The organism is Subdoligranulum sp. DSM 23681 (assembly GCF_057005535.1).
The window spans coordinates 3,084,836-3,097,196 of the sequence record NZ_CM168050.1 but is presented as its reverse complement, the minus strand read 5'-3'; the positions used below and the strand labels follow the sequence as shown (position 1 = coordinate 3,097,196).

The 12,361-nt window shown below is 53.3% G+C and carries 10 protein-coding genes; all 10 read left to right on the top strand.

The genetic code is table 11. The features are described 5' to 3' along the window. Positions 1-101 precede the first annotated feature (101 nt). The 10 genes from hprK to tsf all read left to right on the top strand — a co-directional run bounded on the left by hprK (position 102) and on the right by tsf (position 12,289). The gene (hprK, locus tag AC127K_RS14380; protein WP_204647103.1) at positions 102-1,037 is read left to right on the top strand and encodes an HPr(Ser) kinase/phosphatase; all 936 of its coding nucleotides are present in this window, start codon (positions 102-104) and stop codon (positions 1,035-1,037) included. 32 nt (positions 1,038-1,069) lie between these two features. Then, the gene (locus AC127K_RS14375) at positions 1,070-1,819 is read left to right on the top strand and encodes a phosphatase (protein WP_483721077.1); all 750 of its coding nucleotides are present in this window, start codon (positions 1,070-1,072) and stop codon (positions 1,817-1,819) included. Continuing rightward, positions 1,816-2,772 (top strand): ROK family protein, encoded by a 957-nt coding sequence (locus AC127K_RS14370; RefSeq protein ID WP_483721076.1) that lies wholly within the window; start codon positions 1,816-1,818, stop codon positions 2,770-2,772. The genes AC127K_RS14375 and AC127K_RS14370 overlap by 4 nt, the downstream gene beginning before the upstream one ends. Positions 2,773-2,810: 38 nt before the next feature. Next, positions 2,811-3,737 carry a UDP-N-acetylmuramate dehydrogenase gene (murB, locus tag AC127K_RS14365; protein ID WP_483721075.1) on the top strand — a complete coding sequence of 309 codons (927 nt, stop codon included), beginning with the start codon at positions 2,811-2,813 and terminating at the stop codon, positions 3,735-3,737. A gap of 34 nt (positions 3,738-3,771) precedes the next feature. Continuing rightward, on the top strand, positions 3,772-4,635 hold the full coding sequence (rapZ, locus tag AC127K_RS14360) for an RNase adapter RapZ (RefSeq protein WP_294540486.1): 864 nt from the start codon (positions 3,772-3,774) through the stop codon (positions 4,633-4,635). Positions 4,636-4,659: 24 nt separating this feature from the next. Further along, positions 4,660-5,598: a DNA-binding protein WhiA gene (whiA, locus tag AC127K_RS14355; protein WP_483721074.1), complete on the top strand. Its 939-nt coding sequence runs from the start codon at positions 4,660-4,662 to the stop codon at positions 5,596-5,598. Beyond that, positions 5,591-9,130, top strand: coding sequence for a DNA polymerase III subunit alpha (locus AC127K_RS14350; RefSeq protein WP_483721073.1), 3,540 nt, complete (start codon positions 5,591-5,593; stop codon positions 9,128-9,130). Before whiA ends, AC127K_RS14350 begins: the two co-directional genes overlap by 8 nt. 174 nt (positions 9,131-9,304) lie before the next feature. After that, the gene (pfkA, locus tag AC127K_RS14345; RefSeq protein WP_294540492.1) at positions 9,305-10,279 is read left to right on the top strand and encodes a 6-phosphofructokinase; all 975 of its coding nucleotides are present in this window, start codon (positions 9,305-9,307) and stop codon (positions 10,277-10,279) included. 312 nt (positions 10,280-10,591) lie between these two features. Continuing rightward, positions 10,592-11,314, top strand: a complete 723-nt coding sequence (rpsB, locus tag AC127K_RS14340) for a 30S ribosomal protein S2 (protein ID WP_294540494.1) — start codon at positions 10,592-10,594, stop codon at positions 11,312-11,314. A gap of 57 nt (positions 11,315-11,371) precedes the next feature. Further along, entirely contained in the window at positions 11,372-12,289 is a 918-nt protein-coding gene (gene tsf, locus AC127K_RS14335) for a translation elongation factor Ts (protein WP_483721072.1), read from the top strand. Positions 12,290-12,361: the final 72 nt, after the last annotated feature.

The window sequence follows — 12,361 nt, the reverse complement described above, 5'->3', positions numbered from 1 at the left end:
TTCTCTGTACAAAGATTAGGGCTTACGGTATAATAATTAATAAATATGGCAAGGCCGCCGGCATTGCCGCATATCGTTTTTTTGAAAGGGGAGAAACATCCGTGGCGCAATTTTCTGTAACTCTGGCCAAGCTGGCAGAAGAATCCAATCTGGCAATCGCCTACACCCCCAAAGATCTGAAAGAGATCAAGGTCTATTCTGCGGAAGTCTATCGTCCCGGCATTATGCTGGCTGGATACTACCAGTATTTTGACAATACGCGAATCCAGATCATTGGTCTGACCGAGCTTTCGTACCTGGAAGAGCTGGATCCCGCTATCCGCCGCACGCATCTGGAAAAACTGTTTTCCTTTGTTCCTCCGGCCGTAATCGTATCCAGAGGCATGACACCACCGCCTGAAATGTTTGAGTTTGCCAAGCAGTACGGTGTCCCGCTGCTTCTCTCCGAAGAGATGACATCGGTGCTGATGATTACTCTGATCACCACTCTGAACACCGAATTGGCCCCGCGCATTACCCGTCACGGTGTTCTGGTAGAAGTTTATGGCGAGGGAATTTTGATTCTGGGTGACTCCGGAGTAGGTAAAAGCGAAACCGCAATCGAGCTTGTCAAACGCGGGCATCGCCTGATTGCCGACGATGCCGTGGAATTGCGCAAGGTTTCCAGCCGGAAGATCATGGGAATGGCGCCGGAGAATATTCGTCACTTCATCGAGCTGCGAGGAATTGGCATCATCAATGTGGCCCGCCTTTTCGGTGCCGGCGCTGTCAAAAACAGTGTTGAGGTAGAAATGGTGGTGGAACTGGAACCTTGGGAGCGCACCAAGAATTACGACCGCACTGGTCTGGAACACGACAGTTATGATATTCTTGGCGTTAACGTCCCCAGCATGCTGATCCCTGTCATGCCTGGACGGAACCTGGCGGTCATTCTGGAAACGGCCGCCATCAACAACCGCCAGAAGGAAATGGGCTACAATGCTGCACAGGATCTGTTGAACAGCCTGGGCCTGCAAAACGATATCACAGGATTTTAATTCATTTTCAAACGAAAGAGGAACCATTCCGCATGCAAGTAATTGCCGATCTTCATACGCACACCCTTAGTGCAACCCATGCCTTTCATACCGCGCTGGAAATGGCCGATGAGGCGGGAAAGCTGGGTTATCGTGCCATGGCTTTGACCGACCACGCACCTTCCATGCCTGATTCACCCCATATCTGGCATTTTGGAAACTGGAGTACCATGCCCCGCATGATCGGGAACGTGGTCATGTTATACGGGGTGGAAGTCAATGTGATGGATACCAAAGGCGGACTTGATCTGCCGGACCGAATGCTGGCCACTCAGGATTGGGTGGTTGCCTCGATCCACAGCCCGTGTATCCCTGGATTGCTGACCGAGAAAGAGGCCAATCGTCTGTGGTTGGGGGTAGCGGAAAATCCTTATGTAGACTGCATTGGACACTCAGAACAGCAGCATTACCGTTATGACTATGATCTGGTGACCAAGGCGTTTGCCAGAAACAATAAGGTTGTGGAACTGAACGGAAACTCCTTTCAGGTAAGAAAAGACGGCATTCCCAACATGCGCGCCCTGCTGAAAGCCTGCTTAAAAAATGGATGCCGGATTTCTTTGGACACCGACGCGCACAGTGTTCGGCAATTGCGGGAAAATATGTCGGCCCTGTTTGCGCTGGTGGAGGAAATTGATTTTCCGGAAGAGCTGATCGTAAATGCCAGTGTGGAAAATCTGGTTGCGGAATTGAAGCGTCATCATCGGAGATGCGCGCAAGAAATAGGAGGCATTTTGCTATGAGTCAGTACACCATCGGTATCGATCTTGGCGGCACTACCATGACCGCCGGACTTGTGGATGAAACCTATCATATCGTAGCCAAGCTTACCTGGGCGACCCGCCTGCCTCGTCCGGCTGACGACCTGGAACGTGCGCTGGCAGATTTGTGCCGTGCCGTGGCCAAAGAGGGGAAAATCGATTTTTCTCAGGTAGCCTACGTAGGTATCGGTACGCCGGGCAGCGTGAATTTTACCACCGGCTTTGTGGGATATAACACCAACTTTGGCTATTACGACTGGAATCTCGGTCCCGACATGGAACAATTGCTTGGCTGCAAGGTCTATGTAGAAAATGATGCCAATGCCGCCGCTTTCGGCGAATATCTGGCCGGTGGAGCCAAGGGTTACCGGGATGCTGTTATCGTGACTTTGGGCACCGGTATCGGCAGCGGCATCATCCTGGGTGGCAAGATTCTCCGTGGTTTTAATTTTGCTGCCGGCGAGATGGGCCATACTGTCATCGTCAAAGACGGACGTCCTTGCAACTGTGGGCGGCGTGGGTGCTGGGAACGGTACGCTTCGGCCCGCGCATTGAGCGAGGATACCAAAGAAGCTATGAAGAAGAATCCCGATACTCTCATGTGGAAGATTGCCGGCGACCTGGATCACGTCAATGCAAAAACAGCTTTTGACGCCATGGCGGCCGGTGACGCCTGCGGCAAGCAGGTAGTGGAAACCTGGATGGAGTATGTCGCTTGCGGTGTTGCCAACGTGGTCAACACCTTCCAGCCGGAAGTTATCTGTATTGGCGGCGGCGTATCCAATCAAGGTGAGGTGCTGCTGGCGCCTGTCCGCGAATATGTGGAGCGGGAAACCCATAACATTACCACCGGCCGTAACCCGGTCATTGCCGCTTGCGTGCTGCGCAACGATGCTGGTGTGATCGGTGCTGCGGCATTGGCAGATTCGATCTGACCGGATCGAGCATAACAATTGAGAAGGGGAGGGCAAGCATGATTGAAAAGCCGATTGCCGATCTGCTGGATGCGATGGGCGCTCAGGCGCTGCCCTGTATTTACAATGAACCGCTGAATCGTCATACCACCTTCAAAATCGGCGGTCCGGCTGCGGTCTTCTGCAAGCCCCGCACCGTGGTGGAACTGACCCGCACCCTGGAGCTTTGTCGGCAAACCGGTGTGCGCACCTATCTGTTGGGAAACGGCTCCAACACTTTGTTTGCGGATGAGGGTTTTGCAGGTGCGGTCATCTGCCTGACTGATCTGAAAACGCAGGCCACTGCGGAAAAACAGTCTGACGGAAGTACCCGCCTGACCGCCAGTGCCGGTTCACTGCTGGTTTCAGTCTGCAACCGTGCTCTGGATCTGGACCTGACCGGCCTGGAATTTGCGTTCGGGATTCCCGGTACGGTAGGCGGCGCCGTTTATATGAACGCAGGCGCGTATGGCGGGGAAATGAAGGACGTGCTCGACCGCGTTACGTTTCTGGATGAAAATCTGAAATTGAGGACACTGCCAGCAAACCAGCTGGCCCTTGGTTACCGCACCAGTATCTTTGAAAAGCAGCCCTGGTGCATCCTCGAGGCGGAATTGGTCCTTCAGCCCGGTATACACGAGGAAATCAACGCAAAGATGCAGGATTATATGTCCCGGCGTAGGGAAAAGCAGCCATTGGATTTACCTTCGGCCGGCAGTACCTTCAAGCGTCCTGCCGGATGCTTTGCCGGACAATTGATTGAACAATGCGGTCTGCGCGGTTTTTCGGTGGGCGGAGCCGCAGTCAGCCAGAAACATTGCGGCTTTGTTGTCAATCTGGGGGGCGCTACTTGTGCCGATGTGGTGGAACTGACAGACAAGGTCCGCGCCATTGTACAGGAAAAAACGGGCCACGTATTGGAACGGGAAATCAGAGTCGTTCGCTGAAAATCATCAGTAGAGCAGGGAAGTGAGGAGCAGCATGAATTTTTTGGTCGTGACAGGACTTTCCGGCGCAGGCAAGTCTATGGCCGCCAATGCGCTGGAGGATATCGGCTTTTTTTGCATCGATAACATTCCGGCCGGTTTGCTGCCTCGTATTGTGGATTTCGCTCTGCAAGGCGAAAATCAACTGAATCGCGTGGCAGTCGTGATGGATATCCGCGGTCTGCGTTCTGTGGAAGAAGTCAAAACGGCTTTGGCCGCTTTGGATGACAAACAGATGGAGTATGATATTCTGTTTCTGGACGCGGCAGATTCGGTCATTCGGCGCCGTTACAAAGAAACGCGCCGGGTACATCCCATGACCCTGAACGGAAGCTTGCCTATCGACGAAGCTATACGGCGGGAACGCTCCATTTTGCAGCCACTGCGGGAGCGTGCCCGGTATGTTATCGATACCACACAGCTCTCGACCGCCCAGACCAAGGAACGAATCTGCGGTTTGTTCCTGGATCGGGGCCAGTGCGCCATGTCTCTGAACATCATGTCTTTTGGCTTCAAATACGGTCTGCCGCAGGAAGCGGATATCGTACTGGATGTGCGGTGTCTGCCCAATCCGTTTTACGTCCCGGAGCTGAAAGAACTGACCGGTCTCGATCAGCCCGTAGTGGACTATGTCATGGCCGCCCCCGAATCTCAGGAACTGCTGCGCCGGTATGAAAGCATGCTGGAGTATTCTTTGCCGCTGTATGTCAAGGAAGGAAAGAGTCAGCTGGTGGTGGCTGTTGGCTGCACCGGCGGCAAGCATCGTTCCATTACTTTTGCGCGCAAACTGGCAGAATTCTGTGGCAAGCTGGGATATACGCCCACGGTTTTGCACCGAGATGCAAAACGCACTATGTAAAAATCAGAAAGAGGCATCTGCGCAATGAGCTTTTCTCAGGATGTCAAAGCAGAAATTCTGCGCCGCAAGGTCAGCCGGCCGTGCTGCTGTACTGCTGCGGCTTATGCGATTGCCTGCTTTGGCAAATATTTTGATGACCGCGGTATTGTCCTGCAAACCGAAACAGAAGGGGTCGCCGCTTTTGCGCAGAAAATGTATGCGCGCTGCGGCATCACCGGCCAGATTCTGCGCAAAGAGCGTGCGGCTGGTTCGGTTGTTTATGAGTTCAGTGTTAAAGATCCGGAAGAAATCCGAAAAATGCTGGAACTTTTTGGCCACACAGGACGAGAAACGGCTTTGCGGATCAAACCCGGCTGCTTCAAGTGTCAGCAATGTGTATCCCATTTTGTGGCAGCGGCTTTTTTGTGCTGCGGTACGGCTACCGATCCGGAAAAAGGCTATAATATCGAGTTTCTCTCCACACGTTACCAACTCTCTCAGCAGCTGGAAGCGATTCTGGCCGAGCACGAATTTCATCCGCACCGCGCGCTGCGCAAAGGAGCAAACACTGTTTATATCAAGGCCGGAGATCACATCGAAGATCTGCTGACCTTTATGGGGGCCGGCAATGCCGCCATGCGGATCATGGAACAGCGCATGTACAATGAAATGCGCAATAAAACCAATCGGCTTTCTAATTGCGAAACTGCCAATCTGGGCAAAAGCGTACAGGCCGCGGTTCAGGTTCAGATGGCCATCCGTGCTCTGGAAGCGGCCGGCGCGCTGGAAACTTTACCGGAGCCGCTTTTGACTACCGCCAAAATGAGAATGCAATATCCGGACCTGCCTCTGGCAAGACTGGCTGAAAAGTTCAATCCACCCGTCAGCAAGGCCGGACTGTCTCACCGATTCAAGCGGATTCAACAGGCAGCACAACGTCTGAGCGCTTCTTCTGAAACCAAAGGAAAGGACCAACATGCCTGATCAAGCAAAACGACAGTTCACGCACCTGCACCTGCATACAGAATACAGCCTGCTGGATGGCGCGTGCCGAATTGACAAACTTTTCGACCGCATCAAGGAGCTGGGCCAGACCGCCGTGGCCATAACTGACCACGGCGTTATGTATGGCTGCGTCCAGTTTTATGATGCAGCTGTAGCGGCGGGGATCCGCCCGATTATCGGCTGCGAAGTGTACGTGGCCACCCGCACCCGTTTTGACAAGGTAAACCGCATTGATGGCAATAATCATCTGGTGCTGCTGTGCAAGGATGAGACCGGATATAAAAACCTGATCAAGATGGTCAGTGCCGGATTCCTGGAAGGATTTTACTCCAAGCCCCGTGTGGATAAGGAGCTGCTTGAACAGCATCATGAAGGTCTGATCTGCCTTTCAGCCTGTCTGGCCGGTGAAGTCCCTCAGGCGATTCTGGCCGGAGACTATGAACGTGCCAAGCAGGTAGCTTTGTATTATCAGAATCTGTTTGGCGAAGGCAACTATTACATTGAACTGCAGGACCACGGGTTGGAGGAGGATAATGTTGTACTCCCTCAGCTGATCCGCTTGTCCCGGGAAACCGGCATTCCTCTGGTTGCCACCAATGATGCCCATTATCTGACCCGGGAAGATTCCAAGATGCAGAGCATCCTGCTGTGCATCCAGACCGGCAAGACCATCGCCGATGCTGACCGCATGGAATTCCAGACGGATGAATTCTATGTCAAGAGCACCGACGAAATGTATGACTTGTTTTCCATGGTGCCGGAAGCCTGCGAAAACACCAACCGTATCGCAGAGCAGTGCCATTTTGATTTTCATTACGGTGAGACAAAGCTGCCGTATTTCAAGGCACCTGATGGAATGGAAAACCAGGCCTATTTTGAAAAGCTGTGCTGGGATGGTCTGGAACGCCGTTACCCCGGCCGCGTGACCCAGGAATTGCGGGATCGCCTGCAATATGAGATTGGCGTAATCTCCAAGATGGGGTATACCAACTATTATCTGATCGTTTTTGATTTTATCAACTACGCCAAAAACCGTGGTATACCGGTCGGTCCGGGACGCGGGTCCGGTGCCGGCAGTCTGGCCGCTTACTGCGTTGGAATCACCGACATTGATCCTATTCGGTATAATCTGATTTTCGAACGGTTCCTGAATCCGGAGCGCGTTTCCATGCCGGACTTTGACGTGGACTTCTGCTACGAACGGCGACAGGAAGTCATCGATTATGTCAATGAAAAATATGGACGGGATCATGTAGCACAGATCGTAACTTTCGGTACCATGGCCGCTCGGGCCGCCGTACGGGATGTCGGCCGCGTTATGGGCATGTCCTACCAGGATGTGGACCGGGTGGCCAAATTGATTCCCATGGAACTCAAAATGACCCTGCAGCATGCGCTGGAAGTCTCACCGGACCTGAAAAATCTGTACGAGGCCGATCCGCAGGTGCACGAGCTCATTGACACTTCCCTGAAAGTCGAAGGCATGCCCCGTCATGCCTCTACCCATGCGGCTGGCGTAGTCATCACCCGGGAAGCAGCCACCGAATACGTGCCGCTTTCCACCAATGACGGTCTGCCTGTCACCCAGTTCAACATGACCGAAATCGAGCGTCTTGGTCTTCTGAAGATGGACTTTCTGGGCTTGCGTACTCTGACGGTCATTCACGATACCGAAGTTGCCGTACAGCGCCGTGATCCTTCCTTTACCCATGAGTCCATAGACTATGATGATCAGGCCACTTACTCAATGCTGACCAATGGCGAAACAGAAGGCGTGTTCCAGTTGGAATCCACCGGCATGAAACAGGTGCTGACGGGCTTGAAGCCGAAAGATTTGGAAGACATCATCGCCTTGATCTCCCTGTACCGCCCCGGCCCCATGGACTCCATTCCAACCTATCTGCGCAATCGCCGGGAACCGGACAAAATCAGCTACCGCACACCACAGCTGGCCCATATTCTGGATGTTACCAACGGCTGCATTGTGTACCAGGAACAAGTTATGCAGATCTGCCGTGAACTGGCTGGTTTCAGCTTCGGTCAGGCCGATAACGTCCGCCGCGCCATGAGTAAGAAAAAGCACAAGGTCATGGAGGCGGAACGCGCACACTTTGTGTACGGGTGTACGGATCCCGGCAAAGAATGTCCCGGTTGTATCCATAATGGAATTTCGGAAGATGCGGCCAATGCCATCTATGATGACATGAGCAGTTTTGCTTCCTATGCGTTCAACAAATCTCACGCTGCCTGCTACGCATACGTTGCATTCCAGACGGCCTATCTGAAATGTCACTATCCCCAGGAATTCATGGCTGCACTTCTGACCAGCGTACTGGACAATACTTCCAAAGTGATCGAATACTCCACCGAATGTCAGCGTCTGGGGATCAAGGTGCTGCCGCCTGATATCAATGTTTCCCGCGGCGGCTTTACCGCTGACGGCAACAGTATCCGGTTTGGTCTCAACGCCGTCAAGAGTGTGGGCCGGAATCTGATTGAAGGAGTTATCCGGGAACGCCGTGACCGGCCGTTTCGCAGTCTGTACGATTTCTGCAAGCGGATGCGCGGTGCGGAACTGAACCGCCGCGCTTTGGAAAATCTGATCCGCGCTGGTGCTTTCGATGCGCTGGAACCCAGCCGCCACGGAATGATGCAGAGTGTGGAAGGTATTCTGAAAAGCGTCGAGACTGACGCCCGTCAGAATCTGGAAGGACAGCTGGATCTGTTCAGTGCTCTGGCAGGAAACGGTGCTGATGCTGCCGCAGAAGATTACAAAGTTCCCAATCTGCCTGAGTATCCTACTTCCGAGTTGCTGAAAATGGAAAAGGAAGTGTCCGGTCTGTATCTGTCTGGTCATCCGCTGGACGCTTACCGGGAGAAGATACAAAAAGTATCTACCTGTATGATCTCGCAGCTGAGCGGGGAAGACGCCAAAGATTTTGACAACAAAGCGGTGACCCTGCTCTGCACGGTAGTCAGGAACAAGGTGATGACCACAAAATCCAATACGTTGATGGCCTTTACCACTGTGGAAGACCTGACTGGCACTATGGAGCTTCTGGTGTTTCCGAGAGTTTTCTCTTCCTACCGGGCATATCTGCAGGAAAACGCGGTTATTGTAGTATCCGGCCGTGTTTCCTATAAGGAAGATGAGGGGACCCGTCTGGTAGCCGAGCAGATTGCTCCAGTGGATGACTATGACCCTGCCAGGGGATTCGCAACTCCCGCGGGACGGCCTGAAGCCCATACTGCCACCTCCGGCGGTGCATCCAACCGAGTGATTGGTCTGTGGCTTCTGGTTCCGTCCAGACAAAGCCCGGAAATGGCCAAGATAGAAAACCTTTTGCGTAACATATTCGACGGTCCCACGCCGGTTTATTTCAAGTTTGAGGATTCCGGCCAACGCATGCGGGCTCCGCAAAGTCTGTGGGTCAATGATTTGCCGATTCTTCGCAAAGAGCTGGAACGAATTCTGGGTCCGGAGCATGTCAAAGAGCAAAGAGCAAAATAAATCCATATCTTTTGCAAGATTTATCCATAATTGGCGGGGCATACATATGGTATAATACTTTATGGGGATTGTTACACCTTTAACACACGGTCGGGAAGGGCCGTGCCCCAATTGGCGGAATATCCGCAAACGGAGTAAAAACGCCAAGCCTTTGATTTAACGGGAGGGAAATCTATGGCTAAGGAGATTAAAACCATCGGTGTCTTGACCAGCGGCGGCGATGCCCCCGGGATGAACGCTGCCGTGCGTGCCATTGTTCGCACCGGCATCACTCGGGGTTACCGCATGATGGGCATTCAGCGCGGTTACAATGGACTGATCAACGGCGAGTGCTATGAGATGAACGTCCGCAGCGTGTCCGAGATCATTCATCGCGGCGGCACCATCCTGTACACAGCCCGTTGCCTTGAGTTCAAGACCAAGGAAGGTCAGGCCAAAGGTCTGGCCCGCTGCAAGGAACTGGGCATTGACGCGCTTGTCGTCATCGGCGGCGACGGTTCTTTCATGGGTGCCCGCGCACTGGCCAACCAGGGAATTCCCTGTGTCGGCATTCCTGGCACTATCGATAATGATATTGCCTGCAGCGAATATACCATCGGCTATGACACAGCTATGAATACGGCCGTGGAAGCTATCGATAAGCTGCGCGACACCACCCAAAGTCATGACCGCTGCAGTGTGGTCGAGGTTATGGGCCATCATGCCGGTTACATTGCTTTGAACGTGGGCATCGCCACCGGTGCCTTGGCCGTCCTGCTGCCGGAACGTCCTTTTGATTTTGAGCGTGACATTCTGCAGCGTATGCGTCAGACACAGTTTACTGGCAAGAAGCACTTCATCATTATCGTGTCCGAGGGTGTCATCGGTGCTCAGGAACTGGCCAACCAGATCCAGGCAGCGACGGGTGTCGATTCCCGTGCTACGGTTCTGGGCCATATTCAGCGCGGCGGTTCGCCTACGGTCCGTGATCGTGTGAACGCTTCCCTGATGGGCTACCACGCAATCGATCTGCTGGATAAGGGCATTTATAACCGTGTAGTTGCCGTATCCGGAGGCAAAATTGTGGATTACGATGTCAACGTGGCTCTTTCCATGCACAAGACCATCGACCCCAGCGAGATTGAAGTTGCAAACTCCATCTCCATTTGATTTTCAGCAAATCCTTATGCACGAAGCCGGCACCTGTTCGGCTTCGTGCTTTTATGTGCGGAAAAAGAATATAAGCCACCGCACCTATAACTATTATAAAAGTGTCCTATGCAGCGGGAACCTTTCTTTGAATCAGGGCACTTTTTTCTAAAAATCTCTTGCAATTCACTTGACATTGTGGTATTATGTTTCGGCAATACACACGCATTGCGTTGTTTTTTTGTGCCTGAACGGTCCATACTGGAACTGGAAAGGTTAGGAAACAATCACGCGATGCGGAGGGTAAAACTAAATTTTTGGAGGAAAATTACTATGGCAGTCGTTTCTATGAAGCAGCTTCTCGAAGCCGGTGTCCACTTCGGTCACCAGACCCGTCGCTGGAACCCCAAGATGGCGAAGTACATCTTCACCGAGCGCAACGGCATCTACATCATCGACCTGCAGAAGACCGTGAAGAAGCTGGACGAGGCTTACAACTTCGTGCGCGACACCGCGGCTAACGGCGGCGAGATCCTGTTTGTCGGCACCAAGAAGCAGGCCCAGGAGTCCATCCGTGATGAGGCCACCCGCTGCGGCATGCACTTTGTCAACGCTCGTTGGCTGGGCGGCATGCTGACCAACTTCCGCACCATCCGCAAGCGCATCGATCGCATGGAGCAGCTGAAGGCCATGCAGGAAGATGGCACTTTTGATCTGCTGCCCAAGAAGGAAGTTGTCAAGCTGGAACTGGAGATGGAAAAGCTGGACAAGTACCTGGGCGGTGTCAAGGACATGAAGAGCCTGCCGAAGGCCCTGTTCATCGTTGACCCCCACAAGGAGCGCATTGCTGTTGCCGAGGCCCGCAAACTGCACATCCCCATCGTGGCCATTGTCGATACCAACTGCGATCCTGATGAGATCGATTACGTCATTCCCGGCAACGACGACGCTATCCGCGCTGTCAAGCTGATTTCTGCCGCCATGGCCGACGCCGCTCTGGAAGGCAAGCAGGGCGTGCAGGATGCTCCTGCCGCTGCTGAAGCTGCCGAGGCTTGATCTGAAGCAGTGGATCCGATTCAACGCTGACTTTTTTCAAAGAAAGGACGATACGTTATGGCTATTTCTGCTAAGGACGTTATGGAGCTGCGCAAGCAGACCGACTGCGGCATGATGGAGTGCAAGAAGGCTTTGACCCAGGCTGATGGCGACTTCGCCAAGGCTATCGAGATCCTGCGTGAGCAGGGTCTGGCCACTGCCACCAAGAAGGCCGGCCGCATTGCCGCCGAGGGCATGGTTTATGCCGTTTCTTATCCCAACTGCGCCGTTGTCGTCGAAGTGAATGCCGAGACCGACTTCGTTGCCAAGAACGAAAAGTTTGTCGAGTTCACCAAGAATCTGGCCAATGTCATCGCCGAGTCCAACCCGGCTGACGTGGATGCTCTGATGGGCTGCAAGATGGGCGAAGGCACTGTTGACGATGCTCTGAAGGCTCTGATTCTGGTCATCAAGGAGAACATCAAGGTTCGCCGCTTTGCCCGCTATGAGGGTCATTGCGCCGCTTATGTCCATGGCGGTGGCACGCACGGTGTCATTGTGAAGTTCGACACCTCTGATGAAGTTGCTGCCAAGGAAGGCTTTGCGGCTTTCGGCAAGGACATTGCCATGCAGGTCGCGGCTGCCAACCCCAGCTACCTGAATGAGGCTGCTGTGCCGGCTTCTGTCATCGACAAGGAAAAGGAGATCATTCTGGCCCAGATGGCCAACGATCCCAAGACCGCCAACAAGCCCGATGCTATCAAGGAAAAGATGGCCATCGGCAAGCTGGGCAAGTTCTACAAGGAGAACTGCCTGGTTGATCAGGCTTTCATCAAGGACGGCAACATGGACGTCAACAAGTATGTTGCTGCCACCGCCAAGGAACTGGGCGGCGATATCAAGATCGTCGAGTACACCCATTTCGTCAAGGGCGAAGGTCTGGAGAAGCGCAACGAGGATTTCGCTGCCGAAGTTGCTGCCGCCATCAAGGGCTGATGCTTTGTCCAGGGGCAAATTAAATTGTCACAGAAGCAAAAATAATTTGTCATAAGACGCATATAGAAGAGT

Coding starts and splice junctions, on each gene's coding strand:
- pfkA (WP_294540492.1), top strand. CDS start 9,305: ATGGCTAAGGAGATTAAAACCATCGGTGTCTTGACCAGCGGCGGCGAT.
- rpsB (WP_294540494.1), top strand. CDS start 10,592: ATGGCAGTCGTTTCTATGAAGCAGCTTCTCGAAGCCGGTGTCCACTTC.
- AC127K_RS14375 (WP_483721077.1), top strand. CDS start 1,070: ATGCAAGTAATTGCCGATCTTCATACGCACACCCTTAGTGCAACCCAT.
- tsf (WP_483721072.1), top strand. CDS start 11,372: ATGGCTATTTCTGCTAAGGACGTTATGGAGCTGCGCAAGCAGACCGAC.
- murB (WP_483721075.1), top strand. CDS start 2,811: ATGATTGAAAAGCCGATTGCCGATCTGCTGGATGCGATGGGCGCTCAG.
- whiA (WP_483721074.1), top strand. CDS start 4,660: ATGAGCTTTTCTCAGGATGTCAAAGCAGAAATTCTGCGCCGCAAGGTC.
- AC127K_RS14370 (WP_483721076.1), top strand. CDS start 1,816: ATGAGTCAGTACACCATCGGTATCGATCTTGGCGGCACTACCATGACC.
- AC127K_RS14350 (WP_483721073.1), top strand. CDS start 5,591: ATGCCTGATCAAGCAAAACGACAGTTCACGCACCTGCACCTGCATACA.
- rapZ (WP_294540486.1), top strand. CDS start 3,772: ATGAATTTTTTGGTCGTGACAGGACTTTCCGGCGCAGGCAAGTCTATG.